This window comes from Caldimicrobium sp. SLHALR3 (assembly GCF_058692735.1).
Window position 1 is genome coordinate 1,424,374 of sequence record NZ_CP182484.1, and the last position, 19,065, is coordinate 1,443,438.

The following is a 19,065-nucleotide window of genomic DNA, read 5'->3' on the forward strand; positions in this document are numbered from 1 at the left end:
TTTCTCACCTCCTTTAAAACCTTCTTAACTATTATAATTAAAGTTATAAAGTTTTAAAAACCTAAATTTTTTTGAAAAAGCTTTGCTTCCCAATTTTTCACCCTTAAGTAAGCTTTTTCTCCAATTATTAAAGGAAAATTATCTTTAATATGTCCAAAGGGAAAAGAATAACCTATAGGTACATTTTCAGGTAAAAATTCTTCTACTCCTTTTAAAAATTCCAAAGGGTCAACTTTACCTAAATCCCCTATTATTACGCCCTTTATATTATTAATACCAAAAGAAAAAAGCACTTGTAAAAAGGCTCTCTCAATTTTATATTTTTTTTCGTTTGTTTCTTCTATTATTAATATTAAGGATTTTTCCGAAGGTAAATAGGGTGTTCCGCAAAGACTTGCTAAAGTAATTAAATTCCCACCTAAAAGAATACCTTCAGCTTCTCCTTCTCTATAGGCTTTACCTTTTAAAACTATGTCTTTATTTTCAAACATAACTTTTAAAAGATTTTTTAAAGCTTTTTCACTCAGGTCTGACAAATTTACAATCATAGGAGCATGCAATCCCTTTTTTCCGAACTTTTTATAAAAATAAAGATGTAAAGCTGTAACATCGCTAAATCCTATTAAATTTGCATAGATATTTATTTTTATACTTTCGGCAAAAATTTCTTCTAAATAAGGAATTAGTTTTATGGAGCCAAAACCTCCTCTTATTGCCCAAATAAAGTTAAATTCTCCATTGGTAATTAATTCATAAAGCAGAAAGGCTTTAAAAGCTGGGGAAATTTCAGAAAAATCAGCAAAGGTTTTAAAGGAAATTTTATTTTTTCTTAGGACTTTTAGCCCTTTTTGATATTTTCTTGCCGATGGTGGACTTGCAGGAGAAAAAAGAGCTATTTTTATTTCTTTTTCCATAAATAATAAAGTCCTTCTAAGGTTAAATTAGGTTCTATTTTTTCTATTTTTTTAGAATAGGGTGCTATAAATTTAGCAAGTCCTCCTGTTGCTATAATTTTAGGAGAAGTGCCCATTTCTTCTGAAAGTTTTTCTACCAAAAAATCAGTAAGTCCTATAAAGCCATATATTAAACCGCTTTTGAGTGCTGAAACGGTATCTTTTCCTATAACTTGCGAAGGGGGTTTTGTTAAATCTATTTTGGGTAATTTAGCTGTTTTTCTAAACAAAGCTTCTATAGAAATCAAAATTCCTGGTGCTATTGCTCCTCCTAAATAAACTCCCTTTTCTGAAACACAGTCAAAGGTTATAGCTGTTCCAAAATCAACTATAATTAAAGAAGTTTTATACTTTTCCCAACCTGCTAAAGCATTGACAAGTCTATCTCCCCCAACTTCACAGGGATAAAGAAGATCTATCGGTATTTTTACCGTCTTATGATCTGCAACAAGAACCTCCCTTGCAAGAAGCTTTTCTCCCATCTCTATCCACCAGTGAAGCGCAGGAGGAACCACACAGGCTATACACACTCCTTTTATGTCTTTTAAAGCTATATTGTAAATGTCAAGAAAGGATTTTAATTTGACTAAAACCTCGTGAGAAGAAACAGATATTTCTGTCTTAAAACTGAATATAGCTCTTAAATTGCCATTATCTTCAAAAATTCCACAAACTGTAGAGGTATTACCTATATCTACAGTTAAAAGCATTTACCCCTCCCCTTCTCTATTTTTAATAAACCAGCTTATCCAACCCTCCTTTTCTTTTCTTAAAAGAATTTCCACTTTACGGTTATTTAATTTCTCCAATAGTTCATTTTCCATGTTATTTATAAATCCAGAAATTAGGTAAAATTGTGAAGTCCAAAAAGATTCAAGATTAAAAAGTTCTTCCAAAAGTCCTTTATAAAGGTTTGCCAAAACAAGATCTACTTTAATGGGAAGTAATTCTTTAATATCTCCTTCTATTACTTCTGCTGAAAGACTATTTAAAGCTAAGTTGTGTTTAGTAACTTTAACGCAGAGTGGATTAATATCTACAGCTATAACCTCTGTACCCAGCTTTGCCCAAAAAAGACTTAAAATACCTGTTCCACAACCAATATCAAGCACTTTCTTAGGCTTTCCAAAATTTTGATAAAATTCCCAACTTAACTCAAGCATCATAGAGGTTGTGGGATGATTACCTTCTCCAAAAACTACACTGGGATCAAAAATAAGATCCCACTCCCCTTCATACCAAACAGGAGCTATTTTATAAGGACCTACTTTAAATGGTTGAGGCACTCTTTTCTCATTCCAACTCTCATAAGGTATAACATCCTTAACCTCAAGTTCAAGACCGTACTTTTTTGCCAATTCCTTTACAAGTTCTTCTTTAGGCTTATGGAAAAAAAGAACACTTATACCTTCTTCTTCCCAAACCCCTATCAAATCTTCATCATCAAAATTTTTAAGCTCTGGATGTGAATTTCTGAAACTATATACATATAAAGTATCGTATTTTTTATATTTGCCTTTAAGCATATGTTATTTATTTTAATTAATAAATTTAAATCTCACAAGGAACTTAGCCAGGGCAAACTTTTTAAAATCTCCTCAGTATATAGAATTCCTGAAATTATTATTAAATTCAAAATTATCCATAGAATCAAAACTATGCGAAGTTTTAAAAATTTTTTCTTAATTTTATTATAAAGTTCTGGATTAGTTGAAATACTATTTAAGAATTCAATTCTTTCATAAATTCCATAATGATGCCAGCTTTTCTTATACATTTGCCCTGTAATTTCTCCTATTTTAAATAAGGCAGAATTTATGGGCTCTGGTGTTTTCAAAATAATTGCAGAATAAAGATCTGCTTCCCTTTCAAATTGCCTCAAAAAGTAAGAAAAAATATATCTTATATAAAGAAAAGATAAAAAAATTAAACTTATTCCTAAGAAGGCTTCCATTGAAAAAGGTAAATCTTTTTTATCCTTGATAATTTTTATCAAATCTGGATAAATGTGATAGGTTATTAAAAAGAATAATATAAAAATTGTAAAAAGAAATAAAGGAAGGTTTAATAAAATTAATAAAAGCCATATATTGTGTCTTTTTTTGAGATGCCCCAGCTCATGAGCCACTACCCCTAAAATCTCTTCGGGGGAAAGAATATTTAGCAGAGGCTTAGAAAAAAAGAGATATTTAAAAGGAGGTAAAAATCCTATTATGCCAGCTGTATATAAAGTCTTACCCAAGTTTTTTAAAACATAAATTTGATTTATTTTTACTTTATTTTTCTTTAAAAAATCTAAAATTATTTGTGTTAGCTCTAAGTCTTTTAAAGGCTCTAAAGGCCAGATTTTAACCATCAAAAAAGGAGACAAGATGAGAACTAAAAACAGAAAAAGGAAAATGTCTCCTTGAAAGCTTAATCCTAAAATGTTAAAAATGTCCTGAATAATTACTAAAAGGAGCACTGGAACAACAATACCTATAAGAATCTTTAAGTAATTAAAGGAAAATCTAAGAATTAAAAATTTAACTAAAAACATGTAATGTAAAAACCATAAAAATCCTAAGAAAGAAGAGAAGTAAATTTTATCCAAAATTACTTTAAAGTTAAGTAAACTTAGGTCTATAATATAAAAAACAAAACCAAGAAATATAAAAAATTTTTCCAAAATTGAACTAAACGAGCTCTCTAAGCTATAAATTTTTCTTCTTATTATCAATAACAAAGAAAGGAAAAAAGTTTCTTTTACAATAAAAGCAGAAAAAAGAAGAAGATAGGAAACTTTATATGAAACAATAGGAACAAATTCATAAACAATAAATCCTAACCAGAGGTATATAAGATCTTCATAAAGCAAATTAAATTACCTTTTAAATAATTTTTAAAATGAAAGAAGGTATTTTGCCAGATTTTTTAAATCTTTGTCTTCTAACTTTTTTGTTTGATTCAAATAAGGTTTCATATACTCTTCTCTATCAGGATCAATAATAGCCTTAGCCTCTCCCTTTAGATATTTGATTAATTTATTTTTTTTATCCTTGTAAAATTTAGATATTTCTCTAATAGATGGAGCAAATCCGCTTCCCTCCTGATGATGGCAAGCACTGCATCTTAATCTTTGAAAAACCTCTTCCCCACTTGAGGCTAAAATATTAGAAGAAAATGTGATTAAAAATACCCATACCGTTAAGTAAAATAGATTTTTCTTCATTTTTGACTTCTTTATTCTTCTTTATTTTTGTTATTTTCTTTTTTCTCTTTTCTTTCCTTTTCCTTTCTTGCGTAATCTGTAACATACCATCCTGTTCCTTTTAAAATAAAACTGCTTTCACTGATAAGTTTTATCAATTCTCCTCCACATTCTTTACAAACCTTTAAGGGTTCATCGGTAATTTTCTGCCACACTTCAAAGTGCTTTCCACAGGACTTACACTCATACTCATAAATTGGCATTGCTTCCACCCCCTTTAAAAAGTTTAGGAATATATTTTATCAAAATAAGAGAAAATATTTTTCATGTATGGCAAAAACCAAAAATCTCTCAGGGCTTTTTTTGTTAGTTCGTGCACCTTCTTTTCCTCTTCCCATTTATCCTTTAAATAAAAACTGCTCTCATATCTTATAAAACGAACCAAGTGCACCAACTCGTGAGTTAAAATATAAAGCAAAAGTTCTTTTAAAAAAGGGGTTTTTCGGTAAAAAACCTTATTTTTGTTAAGACAGATAAAGTAAACATCTTTTCTTTTTGATGGAAGGTCATGAAGAATTTCTCCTTTCAAAATAGTAGCAAATCTATTTTTTAAAAATTGATTACTTCTAAGAATATAAACATCATAAAGCATTCTGTTAAGCTCTTTTTCAGAAAGTTTAAATTTTTCAATAAGATTTACCTCACAAAGGTGAAAGATTTTTTCCAGTTCATAAAATTGGCAAAAGCTTTTAAGAAAAGATCTTATCTTTGTCCCTTTGGATAAGATCCCAACCAAATTACCTGAAGACAGTAGTTTTGCATCTCTTCCAAACATGACTGTATTTTTTCATCCTTGATATGTCCTTCACAATCCAAGAAAAATACATACTTCCAAGGTTCATCCTTGGAAGGTCTACTTTCTATTTTCGTAAGATTTATCTTTCTTACTGCAAAGCATTTAAGCACATCAAAAAGGGCACCCGGTCTATCTGCCACACTAAAAAGTAATGAAGTTTTATCATTACCAGTTGGTTCAACCTCTGTTTTCCCAATAATCCAAAATCTCGTAGAATTTCCTTTTATATCTTCTATATTTTTAGCAACAATTTGAAGATGATAAAGTTTTGCTGCTACAAGGCTTGCAATAGCTCCCACACTTTCATCAACAGCTGCCCATTTTGCTGCAAGTGCTGTTGAGGGGACAGTCTCAATGGGAACAGAAGGAAGTTTCTTTCTCAACCATTTTCTACATTGAGCTATAGCTTGAGGATGAGAAAGCACTTTCTTAATATCTTCTATTCTCCCGGTCTGGTTCATAAGATGGTGAGATATAGACTCATAAATCTCTCCACACACTTTTAATCCGTACTCATAGATGGCATCAAGGGTAGTTGCCACAACCCCTTCAATAGAATTCTCAATAGGAACTACTCCAAAATTAACCCTTTCGCTATTAACCTCTTCAAATACATCTACTATAGTTTCTACAGGAACAAGTTCTGCAGAGGTTCCAAAATAATTTAAAGCTGCTATATGACTGAAAGTTGCCTCAGGACCAAGATAGGCTACTTTTATTTTCTGCTGAACATTTCTGCAGGCTTTTATAATTTCTGAATAAATTAATTTTAAAGTATCTTCAGGAAATACTTTTTGATTTATTTCCAAAATTTTATTTAAAATCTCTTTTTCTCTTGATAAGTCAAAATTCTCATAACCCATATTTTCCTTTATTTTACCTATTTTTTTAGCAACTTCTATTCTTTCCTTTAACAATTCAACAATCTGAGTATCTATTTTATCAATTCGTTCCCTTAGTTCCTTAAGCTTGTTTTTCATAACACTATATCTACTACCTTATTTTTTATTCTTAAAGCATGAAGTAATCTCTTTTTTACTTTTAAATTTTTTATCTTGTGAAGGCATTCTGAACAAAAATAAGCTCCTCTTCCCCCTTCTTTCTGAAGTTTATCTAAAATTATTTTATCTCCTTTTAAACAAAATCTAATCAATTCTTTTTTGGGCAACTTTTTTTTACAAACTATACAACTTCTTTCAGGAATATGTCCTTTCTTAGGCACTTATTTCTTTCTTTGCTTTTTCAACAATCTTTTCCACTTCCTCAACAGGAAGTTTGGTTAATTCAGCAATTTTTTCTATAGGAGTTTCAACAAGAGTTTTTAAATCTTTGATATCTGCTTCATAAAGGTATCCTGCTGTTTCATCAGAAAGCCCTGTTACTTTAAGAAGTCTTAAAAATTCTGGTTCTTGTCGTCTTAAATATTGTGTCTCACTCAGGATATCAATCCTCCACCCTACAAGTTTTGAAGCAAGTCTCACATTTTCTCCCTTTTTACCTATAGCAAGTGATAATTGGTCATCAGGAACTATTACTTCTAAGGTTTTATTATTTTCATCAACAATTACTTTACTGCATTCAGCTGGAGCTAAAGCATTGTAAACGAATTTAGCTGGATCTGGGTCCCACAAAACTACATCTATTTTTTCTCTGTCTTTTTTATCTGCCTTTGCTATATTCAGTTCTTCCAAAATTACAGAAATTCTTGAACCTCTTACCCCAATGCAGGTACCTACGGGATCAATATTTGGATTTGTTGAGGTAACAGCTATTTTCGTTCTTGAACCGGGCTCTCTTGCTATAGCTACAATTTTAACAATACCTTCTTGAATTTCTGGCACTTCTTTTTCAAAGAGTTTTTTAACAAAAGCTGGATGTGAACGAGAAACTATTATTTGAGGTTCTTGCTGTCTATAAACTTCTATTATTAGAGCTTTTATTCTTTGTCCTCTAATATACCTTTCCCCAGGCACTTGTTCTTCTTCAGGTAAAAGGGCTTCTGCCCTTCCCAAGGATAAAATTACCCCTTTATTGTCAAATCTATGAATATATCCACTTACTATTTCTCCAAGTTTATATTTATATTCCTCATATATAAGCTGTTTTTCAGCAAGTCTTAATCTTTGGGAAAAAAGTTGTTTTACAATTTGGGCTGCAATGCGTCCAAGATCTTGTAGCTCAACTCTTTCTCCAATAATATCTCCAATTTTAATACTGGAAGAAATTTTCTTTGCTTCTTCTAAGGATATTTCAGTTTCCTTATCTTTTACCTCTTCCACCACTTTTTTTAATTTATAAATTTCCAAACTTCCCTTTTCCTCATCGTATTTAACTTCAATGTGGGCTTTATTGCCAAACTTTCTTTTTGCAGCAACCTTGATTCCTTCAATTAGTGCCTCAACAACTATCTCCTTTGATAAGCCCTTTTCCTTGCTTAAACTTTCTATAATCTTTTTTAACTCTCCTTGCATAAATATCTCCTTTCTTTTAAAATTCACTTAAAGCTAATTTCAGGCTGTAAGTTTGCCTTTTTTATATTATCTAAAGGAATTTCCCAAACTTTTCCTTCTACTTCTATTTGCACTAAATTTTCTTTTATTCCTAAAATAATACCAGTAAAATTTTTTCTTCCCGAAACTGGTGTTTTTAAAGTAATTTTAGCTTTTTCTCCTTTAAATCTTTCATAATCTTCTTTTTTTACTAAGGGTCTTTCTATTCCTGGGGAAGAAACTTCTAATACATAGGAATGATGGATAATGTCTTCTCTGTCTAATATCTCCCCTACTATTTCACTTATCTTAGCACAATCTTCAATAGTAACCCCTCCTGGTTTATCTATAAAAATTCTTAACACCCAGCCTCTCCTTTCCCTTCTCCATTCTAAATCCACTAACTCCATATTCTTTTTTAAAATAGGTATTTCAATAATTTTTTTAATTTTTTCTTTAATTTCTTCTTGCATAGTTTAAAATTATATCACAAATATATCAAAAGTTACAGATTTTTAAAGTGCATTGGGTAATATACTAAAGATAATGAATACAATCAAAAAAATTTACCAGCTTGAAGAAATAGTTAAAAATCTTCCCAAAAAGGAAAAAAGTCCTTTTTGATAGAATATATTCTTTTTATACAAAAACTGGAAAGCTCAAAATACCCGAAAATTTAAAATCATGGGCAAACAAAAAATTTGGCAACTGCGAAACGCAAAAAATAATAAGAATTACTAATAAAATTACTTTTGAAAGCACTCTTTTCAATGAACTGAGAGCGAAAAGACCTATAGAGACAAAAGTAAATGAGGATTTAAACGAGATTATTGAAAAAAGTAAAGGTGGAGTTTTTTGCAATCCCCTTGAACAAACTCCGTCGGATATCTTTGGAAGAATAGAAGGAAAATACTGTATTACAGCGAGTAACATAGCAAAGTATGACTATCTTCACGCAGTTATAGTATTTAAGGATCACTATCCTTTTGTGGAAGATGCAGAAAAAATAAAAGATTTTTTTGAGGTTGCCTTAAAATGGTATAAAAAAGCTAACGAATATGATAAAAACGCTCTTTATCCTTTCTTTATGTGGAATTGTTTATGGAAAGCTGGTGCCAGTTTAATTCACGGACATGCCCAGATATTAATCTCAGAAGAGCCCTATGGAAAACAAAGATTTTATAATTATATAAGAAAATCTTATTTCCGCTCCTATGGAACAGAGTATTTTGAAGATTTCTATAGAGTGCATAAGAGTCTGGGACTTGCTTTCACCTATAATAAGGTAAAAGTTATAGTTCACCTAACTCCCATAAAAGAAAAAGAAGTTGTTATGATTTCTGACAACCTTCTGGAATTTGCAACTCCTATAAGTTTGGTTTTAAAATGTTATTATGCAATAGGAGTAAGGAGTTTTAATATGGCAATTTTTATGCCTTCTCTTAATTCTAAAGATATCTTTTTGGCAAGAATTGTTGACAGAGGAAATCCTCTTGAGAGAACATCAGACATAGGTGGAATGGAGCTTTATGCTGGAACTTCTGTTGTTGCTTCGGATCCCTTTTTATTTATAGAAAAATTAAAGGATTACTTTAAATGATTGGAGCGGGCGACGGGATTCGAACCCGCGACCTGAAGCTTGGGAAGCTTCCGCTCTACCCCTGAGCTACGCCCGCTTTATTGTATTAATTAAAAATTATAATTAAATTTTAAAAATTAACAAGTAGCGGTTTAAACATGAAAAATTACTATGATGTAATAATAGTGGGAGCTGGTCCAGCAGGAATATTCACTGCTTTAGAGTTAATTTCTAAAAGCGATCTAAAAGTTATTATCATCGAAAAAGGCAAAGACATCGAATACAGAAAATGCTATGTAGAAAAATCTGGAAGGTGTTTAAATTGTAAAGTTTGTGATATGCTACACGGATGGGGAGGAGCAGGAGCTTTTAGCGACGGAAAACTTAATCTTTCTCCTGAAATAGGAGGATTCCTTCTGGAATATATCCCGAAAGAAGAACTTATTAACCTTATTAATTATGTAGACGAAATCTATATTAAAATGGGAGCTACCCAAAAAGTTTATGCCCCTGAAAGTACAAAAATAGAAGAGATTAAAAAAACTGCTTCAAAATATGGTCTTATCTTTATTCCTTCTAAAATAAGACATATTGGAACTGAAAAATGTAAGGAAATTTTAAAAAACCTTAAAGATAAAATCTTAGAAAAAGCAGATATTATTTTTGAAAAATCCGTTTCCAAAATCTTAGCTTCTAAAGGAAAAATAAAAGGGGTTCAACTTGAAGATGGAACTAAAATTTTTGCCAAATATGTGGTTATTGCTCCTGGAAGAGCAGGAAGCAGTTGGTTAGAGGCTGAAGCAAAAAGATTAAAACTTACTACCCAAATTAATCCAGTAGATATTGGAGTAAGAGTTGAAGTCCCCGCTTCAGTAATGGAAGAATTAACTTCACTTTGCTACGAACCTAAATTTATATACTATTCTAAAACCTTTGACGATCCTGTAAGAACTTTTTGTGTTAATCCTTATGGAGAAGTAATTATAGAGAATGTAGAAGGAATATGGACTGTTAATGGACACAGTTATAGCTATAAAAAAACAGATAATACCAATTTTGCTCTTTTGTGTAGCACTTACTTTACTGAACCCTTTAAAGATCCTATTTTATATGGAAAAAGTATTGCCAAACTCGCAAATCTTCTGGGAAAAGAAGTTCTTGTTCAAAGATTGGGAGACATTAAAAGAGGAAGAAGATCAACTGAAGCAAGAATTTCTAAAAATCCAGTTAAACCCTCTTTAAAAATTGCTACCCCCGGAGATTTGAGTTTTGTTTTACCTTATAGATATTTGGTAAATATCTTAGAAATGCTTGAAGCTCTTGATAAAATCGCACCTGGCATTAATTCACCTTATACCTTACTTTACGGGGTAGAAGTCAAATTCTATAGTATAAGACTTAAATTAACCAGTTCTCTTGAAACAGAAATTAAAAACCTTTTTGTAGCAGGAGATGGAGCAGGAATCACAAGAGGATTAATCCAGGCTTCAGTCTCAGGAATAATAGTTGCAAGAGAAATAATAAAAAGAGAGCTAAATTTAATTAAAAAGTAAATTTTTGAAAATTTTAAAATGCAAATCCAAAATTTTATGCTATAATTTTAAAAAATCGCTTCTAAAGGGGGATATTTATGAAAGCTAAAATCGATACTTCGAGATTGGAAAAAATTCTTAAAAAAGTGGAGGGTGTTGCTGATAAGAAAGCTTCTATGGCTGTTTTATCTATGGTTTTAGTAGAATATAAACCTGAAGAGAGTTATCTTCACTTTCTTTCTACAGATCTTGAAATAGGTTATAAAGGTAAAGTATTTGCCGAAGTAGAAGGAGGAGAAACAGCCTTTTGTGTCCCTGCAAGAAAATTTTATGAAATAGTTAAAAACTTTCCAGAAGAAGAAATCTTTCTTATTAAAGAAGATCACAGATTAATTATAAGAGATGCAAATGAAAGAATAGTTTATAACTTAGCCATTACTGATAGTGAAGAATTTCCAAGTTTACCTGAATTTATAGAAGAAAACGCTGTCGAAATCCCTGGAAAGGTATTGGCTGAACTAATCTCCACCACTATTTTCTCTACTTCCAAAGAAGAAAGTCATTTTGTTTTAGGAGGTATATATTTTGAACCTATAAAAGAAGAAGGTATTTTAAGAGCTGTTGCTTCAGATGGACACAGGCTTGTAAAACTGGATAGATCAGTTTTGGGAATAGAAAATGCTAATTTTAATGAAGGTTTTATTCTGGGAAGAAAAGCAGCTAAACAGATAGAAGACATTGCTGAAGAAGAGCTTGTAGTTAAATTAGGATACATAAATAACTATGCAGTTGTCTGGACATCAAATTCGGTATTTTTTGCAAGAACCATTGAAGGAACCTATCCAGATTATAGAAGTGTAATTCCTTCCTCTTATGAAAATATCTTGAAAGTAGATAGGAAACTCTTAATTGATGCTTTAAAAAGGGTTTCCCTGATTATTCCAGAAAAATTTAAGCCTATTACCTTTGATTTAAAACCTGATGAGATAGTTTTAACCTCTCAGGAAACAGAGATGGGAAAAGCTCAAATTAAACTTAATGCTATTTATGAAGGAAAACCACTTACAGTAAATTATAATGCAGAATATATTTTAGATGCTCTTGAGGTTATGAATTCAGAAGAGGTTGAAATCAAAATAGGAGAAGAGAGAACTCCTGCACTCATCACGGGATATAGAGACGAAGGCTTTCTTTATCTCGTAATGCCAATGGTTCTTTAGTAAAGCAGTTTATGCAAGTTCCAAATAAAAAGAAAAAGGAGTATAAAGAAAATATGAATTTTGTTGAAGATTACGAAGCTCGTAGTATAAAGGTTCTTTCTGGTCTTGAAGGAGTTAGAGCTCGTCCTGCAATGTACATAGGTTCAACTGATGCTTCAGGTTTTCATCATTTACTCTGGGAAGTTCTTGACAATGCTGTTGATGAAGCATTAGCTGGTTATGCTACAGAAATAAAAGTTACACTTCACAAAGATGGATCGGCAAGCTGTGAAGATAACGGTAGAGGAATCCCTACTGATATACACCCAGAAGAAGGAATTTCTGCCCTTGAACTTGTAATGACAAGACTTCATGCAGGAGCTAAATTTGATCACGGAGTTTATAAAGTTTCTGGAGGTCTTCACGGAGTAGGGGTATCTGTTGTTAATGCACTTTCTGAATGGTTAATCGCTGAAGTTTATAGAGATGGGAAAATTTATAGACAAACTTATAAAAGGGGAGTTCCAGATGGTCCTGTAAAAATTGTGGGAGAAACAAAAAAAAGGGGAACCCTCGTAAGATTTAAACCTGATCCAGAAATCTTTGGAGATTTGGAATTTGATTTGGATACGGTTCAAAAAAGAATAAAGGAACTTTCCTACCTAAATCCAGAAATAAAATTTTATCTAATTGATGAAAGAATAGGCTTTTCAGAAAAATATCATTCTAAAGGTGGTATAGTTGAATTAGTAAAAACTCTCAACGCCAAAAAAAATCCTGTTCATTCAAAAGTAATTTATATCTCAGGAGAAAAAGATAATGTAAAAGTAGAGGTAGCCATTCAATACAATTCTGGATATACAGAAACACTTTATAGCTATGTAAATAACATCCATACCAAAGAAGGAGGAACTCATGTTATCGGATTTAGAAGTGCCTTAACCAAAGCTATAAATAGATATATTTCTGATGAAAAAGTTCCAAAACAATTTAAAATAAAAGTTGAGGGGGAAGATGTAAAGGAAGGGCTTTGTGCTGTTATATCTTTAAAAGTTCCTGACCCTCAATTTGAGGGTCAAACTAAGATGAAATTGGGTAATAGTGAAGTTAAACCTATTGTTGAATCTATTGTATACGAAGGTTTACTTAAATTTTTAGAGGAAAATCCAAATGAAGCGAAAAAAATCATTCAAAAAATAACCATTACTGCTAAAGCAAGAGAAGCCTCAAGAAAAGCAAAAGAACTCGTAAGAAAAAAAAGCGAGATAGAAGAGTTTTTAGTAGCAGGAAAGTTGGCAGATTGTTCTGAAAAAGATCCAGAAAAAAGAGAACTCTTTATTGTGGAAGGAGATTCTGCTGGTGGTTCGGCAAAACAGGCAAGAGACCGCCGTTTTCAAGCTATTCTTCCCTTAAGAGGAAAAATCCTCAATGTAGAAAAGGCTAATGTGGAAAAAATGCTTTCCTCTGAAGAAATTAAAAGCATAATTGCAGCCTTGGGAGCTGGAATTGGTCCAGAAAATTTTAATTCCGAAAAATGTAAATATCACAAAATTATAATTATGACTGATGCTGATATAGATGGAGCCCACATAAGAACCCTCCTTCTTACTTTCTTTTATCGTCAAATGCCAGAATTAATTGAAAATGGATGGCTTTTTATTGCTCAACCTCCTCTTTATAGAGTAGTGGAAGGAAAAAAGGAAGTTTACTTAAAAAACGACGAAGAGCTTGATAAATATATTTTAAAAAGAATTGCTGAGGGGATTAAACTTTCCTTTTTAAAAGATTTTCCTAAAGAAAAATTGGAAATTAAAGATTTTCGCAGTTTCTTTTTAAACTGTGCAAAACTTGATCGCCTTCTTTTGAATCTTTATAAAAAAACCTATCCTTCTCAAGTAATATTACTTCTCTTAAAGTCTGGTTTTAATACCCTTTCTATGTTTGAAGACATTTCTAAAATGGAATCTCTTTCCCAAGAATGTCAAAAGCTTAATTTCAAAATTTCTAAAATAAAGCCAAGTGAGTATAACCCCAAATATTATGAATTTTTCATATCTTCAGAAAGGGAAAGTTTTATCTCAACACGCATCGGTCCAGAACTTATTTTAGAAAAAGATTACAGAGAAGCTTCTAAAATATTTGAAAATCTTAAACCCTATATCTCCTACAAACTTCAAATTATTTATAAAGACTCAGTTAAGGTGTGGGAAAACTGGATTTTCTCTATAAACGAGATTTTACAATATTTAAGGGATGAAGGAAGAAAGGGATTATTTATACAAAGATATAAAGGACTGGGAGAAATGAATTCCAAACAGTTGTGGGAAACTACCATGAATCCCCAAAATAGAGTGCTTAAAAAAGTAAGTATACAGGATGCAGAAAAAGCTGATGAACTTTTCTCTATTCTTATGGGAGAAAATGTAGAACCTCGTAAAGAATTTATTTACCAGCACGCTTTAGAATACAGAGAACTTGACATATAAAATGAACTCAGAAAAGACTAAGGAAAACTTAAGATTAGTCTTATCTAAAGAAGAAATTTCGCAAAAAGTAAAGGAATTGGCAGAAAAGATTGATAAAGACTTTGACGAAGAACCCATAATTTTAATAGGAACCCTTAAAGGTGCCTTTATCTTTTTAGCTGATCTCATAAGACATCTTAAAAATCCCAATGTGCAAATAGATTTTGTTAGGGTAAAAAGCTATGGAATGTCAGATACCTCTTCTGAAAAAGTTGAAATTACTAAAGATTTTGAGCTTTCTTTAGAGGGAAAAAATGTCATTTTAGTGGAAGATATAGTAGATACAGGAATTACTTTAGAGTTTCTTTACAATCATATTAAACGCTTTAACCCGAAAACACTTAAGATCTGTGCTTTAATTGACAAAAAAGAAAGAAGAAAAGTTGAAATTCCTATAGATTATGTAGGATTTGAAATTGAAAAAGGATTTTTAGTAGGCTATGGACTTGATTTTGCAGAAAGATTCAGACATCTCCCAGAAATTAAAGAGGTAATAAAGGATGAGTAAGAAGAGATTTATATGGAATTATTTAAAGAGCAGTCCCTGGTATCTCTGGGTAATAAGAATCACAGGTGCAGTTTTTATTACTTACATAATAATAAAAGCTTTAAAAATTTAATGCTCAAAAAATTTAATGTTCAGATTTATATTTAGGATGTTCATAAAGAACTGGCATACGGTTAAGTACAAATCTATAAGTAAGAATTAACATCGTAACTACACCTGCACTAAGTGCAATCTCAGTCCAAGCTGGGTAATACTTTTGAGAGAAGGGTATATACCACTTATATGCAATTATACTAACATTCAAACGATTAACGATAACTCCAAGTGCAGTTAGAACTGCACTTAGTTTTACAAGCCATACCATTCTATTCCTTACTGCAGAAGTAAACATAAGAGCTGGGACAAGAACAAATCCGATTAATTCAAATAAATACCACCATCCATAAAATCCCTTTAAGTAATGCCATTTTTCGTAATGAGCAAAATCAAGAAGTTTTAAAATTAAATAAATATAAAGAGCGCAGGCTGCAGCTTTTCCCAAACCAATAAGTTTTTTATTAAAATCTTCTTCGTCAAAATCTTTCAATTGATGCTTGAAAGCCCTATGAGTAATAGTTCCTTCTATAATTACTATAGAAATTCCACCAAAAATAGCAGAAATAAGGAAAAACGGCGGTAACAATACTGAATACCAGAGCGGATGAAGTTTAGAAGGAACAACCAAATACAAACCACCAAGAGCAGATTGATGTCCTCCAGCGATAATTACTCCAAAAATAGTAGCCCAGATTGTAAGTTTAGCAAAAAAGTCCCTAAGTCTTTTTATATCAAGCCATTCAAATATAACAGGGGCAAATTCTATAAGGGAGATATTGATATAAAGGAAGAAGTGCCAACCGATTAGAAAGAGAATAGATTCAAAACCCCAAGACCATCCTAATAAATAAAAAACACGATAATAACGCCCAAGGTCAAACATAAGGGCAAATACTGCAAATATATATCCAAGAAGACTTGAAAGAATGACAGGACGAGCCATATGGTGATAATCTTTTAACCCAAATAAATGGATTGCAGTTCCTACTGTAAGACCAGGAGCAGCAAGAGCAATTCCTACTAAAATGTCAAACCCAATCCAGAAACCCCAGGGATATTCATCAGAAAGATTGGTGGAAGGACCAAGTCCATAAATAAGTCTATAAACCATTGCATAAATTCCAAAAATTAAAACAATAAGAGCTATCATATTTCCAATGGTCAAATTATCCCTTATAAATTCTCCAAAAGTTCTTCCCATAAGAATTTTTTCTCTAAACCAAGAATTACTTTTGGCCATGGCCCTCTCCTTTTTCCTCATTTATAGACTGTTTTTTCTTACGAGATCTGGAAATTTGATAATACGCACCAAAAACAAGCGGCCAAGCAGCTACCACTTCAAAAAACTTAACTGTGAATAAAAAGTTTCTGCTATATTCAGGTATTGGCGTCTCTCCCAAATCCATTCTGAAGCCAATTTCTTCAAAAGGAACAGGAGAAATATAAAGCCAGCTCGTTCCACCTACTTCCTTTTCTCCATAAACATAAGGAACATATTTCCCGGGATTATTATGTATTCTTTCCCAAGCTAATTTTAGAAGTTCACTCCTTTTGCCAAAAGTTAAAGCTCCTGCAGTGCAAATTTCAACACAGGCAGGAACTTTCCCTTCTACAATTCTATCGTAACACATGGTACATTTAGTAACTTGTGGAGTTATTGGATCATAATATTCATAGGCTGGAATATCAAAAGGACATGCTACCATACAATATCTACAACCTATACATACATGTGGATTATAAATCACAGGACCTTCAGGAGTTTTTCTAAAAGCTTCTACAAAACATGCTGAATAACACGCAGGATCAATGCAATGCATACACTGTCTTTTTACATATACAGGAGTTCCGTCCTTGGTGTAAAAACGATTTACTACAGTAAACTGTCCTGCATGAGGTCTTCTTATCTTATCAAAAACTGACGGTTTTTGATGAACAGAAGCTTCAAACTCTTTTAAAGGTCTATTGGGATTTTGATTCCATTCATTACATGCCCATTCACATCTTCTACATCCAATACATTTAGATACATCTACTAATACTCCATAAGGTTCCTCTGGAGGTGGAAGGTGCTTCTTTTTTCTTTTCTCATATATTTCCCAAACCCTTTTATTAGCTTTGTTACCGGTTGCATATATAGATGGATCATCTTCTTTGGTATAAGCTTGAGAGATTGAAGGGGCAGTCACAATAGAGGTCCCTACAACGAATCCTAATTTCTTCAAAAATTCTCTTCTACTTAGTTTCATAAACTTTCCCCCTTTTTAATATTTCCGTTCTGTGCTAAGAAGATAATAAATAAATATAAACACAAACGCTGCTGTAACTGCCACTACATATTCAAAACCGTGAGCAGTAAAAAGTTGCTCAAATATATACATTTTTCACTCCTTTCTTAATTTTTTATACCAAGTATATCTTTTGGCACAGGTCTTGGTTTTTTTTCTTTATGGCAATCAGTGCATCTATGTGTTGGTTTTTCAAGTCTCATAGCATCGTGACAACCTATACATTGCACATGATAAGCAGACTGTAATTTTAATTTATTTGGATTTACAGGATTAAAATACTTAGGATGACAATTTTGACAAGAAGGAGGTGTATCTTTTTTAGCTTCAGCGGGAGCCTTTCTTTGATGATGACATCCTTCACAAAGCATCCTTAAGTCGTTATGAAAATATCTGGCTAAATTACTCTTGTTTGAAATATCAACTAACTTATCTATAATCTTACGATGCGGAAAATCTGCAGGTTCAAATTCTTTTTCTAAAACTTTTATTTTAATTTCTTTTTTAACTACCTCTGGATCAAGATTTGCTGTAGAAAGTGGTGAAGGAAGAATAACTTCTTTTTTACCAGTATGACACCTATCACAAACCTCTTTATTTGGCTCCTTTGCCTTAACATCCATTAACGGGATAAATTTATGACATCCTGCACAATCCTTTTTCCACTTTTCTTTATTATGACACCCTGCACAGCTATGTTCTGAAAAAACAGCATGATAGGCATCAACTATATTTACCCAGCCACCTTCAGGAGTCCCTTCTAACTTATGGCAATCTTTACAAGCTTTCAATCTTTCATGATGGCATACTCTACAAGTCTTATGGTAATACTCGTGATTTTTATGACTAAAAGGAACACCTTTCATTTTGGCATCTTTTATTTCTATAAAAGCTGTCTCTTTCTGCCCTCTATCTGGGCGAGGCACTTTTTTAAGATCTTCTACAGTTCTATACTTTCCTGTATGACATTTAACACATTCTAAAGGTGGTAACTTTTCTTCCTTCTTTTTGCTAACTTCCATCTCTTTGTTAATTTTTATGTGACAGCTAAGACACCTTTCGTGAGCTGTCTTCTGATAAGAAAGTCTCTTTTCAGAGGCAATCTTCACTATCTGAGAAAGTTCAGGACCTCTTTTCTTTTTACTTAAATCATGACAATAATAACAAGATTCTTCTGTTCCATTTTGATAAACTAACTTTTTCTCTTTTAAATCATAGATGTGATGACAGAGACCACAATCCTTTTCTCCTGTCCTTTCTTTCAACTTTCCTTCATGGTCATAATGAAGCTTAAAATCAAACTCTACTAAGGGGTATTTTATTTTAACAAGTTCATTTCCTTTAACATGACATTCTCCACAAGTAATAGGACCTGTCTTTTTCTTTTCTTTCATTTTTTCTTTATGACACCCTATACACTCATCATGATAAGCCTTTTTCAAAGCCTCTTTTTCTAACTTCACCTCTTTCTTGGGAAACTCAAACACTAAAACATCTCTTTTTTCTATTTTCTTTTCCTTTATTATTTCATCTTCCTTTTTAATTCTTGTTAATTCTTCCTTTTTTGGTCTATGACAAACATTACAGGTTTCCCATTCTTTTTTCCCTTCTTTTTTAATTGCTTCTACATGCTTTTGATGATCAAAAATTACAGGAGGTCTTTCAAGAGCTCCAAATAACTCAGTATGTGCAATAAGAACCTTGTTTTGAGGTTCAGTCACAATTGCTTCTTTTATAGGCGAAATAGGTGCAGTATAAACCTTATTTATTCCGTAAACTATAAGGAGAAGATAAATTAAGCCCGCAATTACTATTAAAATCCAGGTAGTCTTTTTCATATTTTTACCCCT

The 19,065-nt window shown here is 31.9% G+C and carries 19 protein-coding genes and 1 tRNA gene; 5 read left to right on the forward strand and 15 right to left on the reverse strand.

Annotated features, from left to right (window positions below; genetic code table 11):
• Window positions 1–53: 53 nt before the first annotated feature.
• From ACLGLP_RS07575 to rimP, 11 genes are read right to left on the reverse strand one after another with little or no spacing between them, the layout of a single operon-like run.
• A complete protein-coding gene (locus ACLGLP_RS07575) occupies window positions 54–914 on the reverse strand; it encodes a S66 peptidase family protein (RefSeq protein ID WP_492112676.1) in 861 nt (286 codons plus the stop codon).
• Entirely contained in the window at window positions 899–1,663 is a 765-nt protein-coding gene (locus ACLGLP_RS07580) for a type III pantothenate kinase (RefSeq protein WP_492112677.1), read from the reverse strand. The genes ACLGLP_RS07575 and ACLGLP_RS07580 overlap by 16 nt, the downstream gene beginning before the upstream one ends.
• Window positions 1,664–2,479, reverse strand: coding sequence for a 50S ribosomal protein L11 methyltransferase (locus ACLGLP_RS07585; RefSeq protein WP_492112678.1), 816 nt, complete (start codon window positions 2,477–2,479; stop codon window positions 1,664–1,666).
• A 32-nt stretch (window positions 2,480–2,511) separates the two neighbouring features.
• Window positions 2,512–3,810 (reverse strand): M48 family metallopeptidase, encoded by a 1,299-nt coding sequence (locus ACLGLP_RS07590; RefSeq protein ID WP_492112679.1) that lies wholly within the window; start codon window positions 3,808–3,810, stop codon window positions 2,512–2,514.
• A 24-nt stretch (window positions 3,811–3,834) separates the two neighbouring features.
• Entirely contained in the window at window positions 3,835–4,164 is a 330-nt protein-coding gene (locus ACLGLP_RS07595) for a c-type cytochrome (RefSeq protein ID WP_492112680.1), read from the reverse strand.
• Window positions 4,165–4,175: 11 nt separating this feature from the next.
• On the reverse strand, window positions 4,176–4,406 hold the full coding sequence (locus tag ACLGLP_RS07600; protein ID WP_492112681.1) for an FmdB family zinc ribbon protein: 231 nt from the start codon (window positions 4,404–4,406) through the stop codon (window positions 4,176–4,178).
• A gap of 23 nt (window positions 4,407–4,429) precedes the next feature.
• Entirely contained in the window at window positions 4,430–4,978 is a 549-nt protein-coding gene (locus tag ACLGLP_RS07605) for a hypothetical protein (RefSeq protein ID WP_492112682.1), read from the reverse strand.
• On the reverse strand, window positions 4,906–5,979 hold the full coding sequence (gene pheA, locus ACLGLP_RS07610; protein WP_492112683.1) for a prephenate dehydratase: 1,074 nt from the start codon (window positions 5,977–5,979) through the stop codon (window positions 4,906–4,908). Before pheA ends, ACLGLP_RS07605 begins: the two co-directional genes overlap by 73 nt.
• Entirely contained in the window at window positions 5,976–6,221 is a 246-nt protein-coding gene (locus ACLGLP_RS07615; RefSeq protein ID WP_492112684.1) for a YlxR family protein, read from the reverse strand. Before ACLGLP_RS07615 ends, pheA begins: the two co-directional genes overlap by 4 nt.
• On the reverse strand, window positions 6,214–7,470 hold the full coding sequence (gene nusA, locus ACLGLP_RS07620; protein WP_492112685.1) for a transcription termination factor NusA: 1,257 nt from the start codon (window positions 7,468–7,470) through the stop codon (window positions 6,214–6,216). Before nusA ends, ACLGLP_RS07615 begins: the two co-directional genes overlap by 8 nt.
• A 23-nt stretch (window positions 7,471–7,493) precedes the next feature.
• Window positions 7,494–7,961 carry a ribosome maturation factor RimP gene (rimP, locus tag ACLGLP_RS07625; RefSeq protein ID WP_492112686.1) on the reverse strand — a complete coding sequence of 156 codons (468 nt, stop codon included), beginning with the start codon at window positions 7,959–7,961 and terminating at the stop codon, window positions 7,494–7,496.
• 515 nt (window positions 7,962–8,476) lie between these two features.
• Between rimP and ACLGLP_RS07630 the strand changes: the two genes are divergently transcribed.
• Complete coding sequence (locus tag ACLGLP_RS07630) at window positions 8,477–9,088, forward strand: hypothetical protein (protein ID WP_492112687.1); 612 nt, start codon at window positions 8,477–8,479, stop codon at window positions 9,086–9,088.
• A 1-nt stretch (window position 9,089) separates the two neighbouring features.
• Here ACLGLP_RS07630 and ACLGLP_RS07635 read toward each other — a convergent pair.
• Window positions 9,090–9,164: transfer RNA gene (locus ACLGLP_RS07635), tRNA-Gly, on the reverse strand.
• A gap of 61 nt (window positions 9,165–9,225) precedes the next feature.
• On the opposite strand from ACLGLP_RS07635, the gene ACLGLP_RS07640 reads away from it, so the two are divergent.
• The 4 genes from ACLGLP_RS07640 to hpt all read left to right on the forward strand — a co-directional run bounded on the left by ACLGLP_RS07640 (window position 9,226) and on the right by hpt (window position 14,831).
• Window positions 9,226–10,620: an NAD(P)/FAD-dependent oxidoreductase gene (locus tag ACLGLP_RS07640; RefSeq protein WP_492112688.1), complete on the forward strand. Its 1,395-nt coding sequence runs from the start codon at window positions 9,226–9,228 to the stop codon at window positions 10,618–10,620.
• 77 nt (window positions 10,621–10,697) lie between these two features.
• The gene (gene dnaN / locus ACLGLP_RS07645; RefSeq protein ID WP_492112689.1) at window positions 10,698–11,819 is read left to right on the forward strand and encodes a DNA polymerase III subunit beta; all 1,122 of its coding nucleotides are present in this window, start codon (window positions 10,698–10,700) and stop codon (window positions 11,817–11,819) included.
• Between the two features lie 53 nt (window positions 11,820–11,872).
• On the forward strand, window positions 11,873–14,284 hold the full coding sequence (gene gyrB / locus ACLGLP_RS07650) for a DNA topoisomerase (ATP-hydrolyzing) subunit B (RefSeq protein ID WP_492112690.1): 2,412 nt from the start codon (window positions 11,873–11,875) through the stop codon (window positions 14,282–14,284).
• Between the two features lies 1 nt (window position 14,285).
• Window positions 14,286–14,831: a hypoxanthine phosphoribosyltransferase gene (gene hpt, locus ACLGLP_RS07655; protein WP_492112691.1), complete on the forward strand. Its 546-nt coding sequence runs from the start codon at window positions 14,286–14,288 to the stop codon at window positions 14,829–14,831.
• 124 nt (window positions 14,832–14,955) lie between these two features.
• Here the strand turns inward: hpt and nrfD are convergent, their stop codons facing one another.
• From nrfD to hmcA, 3 genes are all read right to left on the reverse strand, one after another.
• Window positions 14,956–16,167, reverse strand: coding sequence for an NrfD/PsrC family molybdoenzyme membrane anchor subunit (gene nrfD / locus ACLGLP_RS07660; RefSeq protein WP_492112692.1), 1,212 nt, complete (start codon window positions 16,165–16,167; stop codon window positions 14,956–14,958).
• Window positions 16,154–17,176: a 4Fe-4S dicluster domain-containing protein gene (locus ACLGLP_RS07665; RefSeq protein ID WP_492112693.1), complete on the reverse strand. Its 1,023-nt coding sequence runs from the start codon at window positions 17,174–17,176 to the stop codon at window positions 16,154–16,156. Before ACLGLP_RS07665 ends, nrfD begins: the two co-directional genes overlap by 14 nt.
• A 146-nt stretch (window positions 17,177–17,322) precedes the next feature.
• Window positions 17,323–19,053 (reverse strand): sulfate respiration complex hexadecaheme cytochrome HmcA, encoded by a 1,731-nt coding sequence (hmcA, locus tag ACLGLP_RS07670; RefSeq protein WP_492112694.1) that lies wholly within the window; start codon window positions 19,051–19,053, stop codon window positions 17,323–17,325.
• Between the last annotated feature and the right edge of the window lie 12 nt (window positions 19,054–19,065).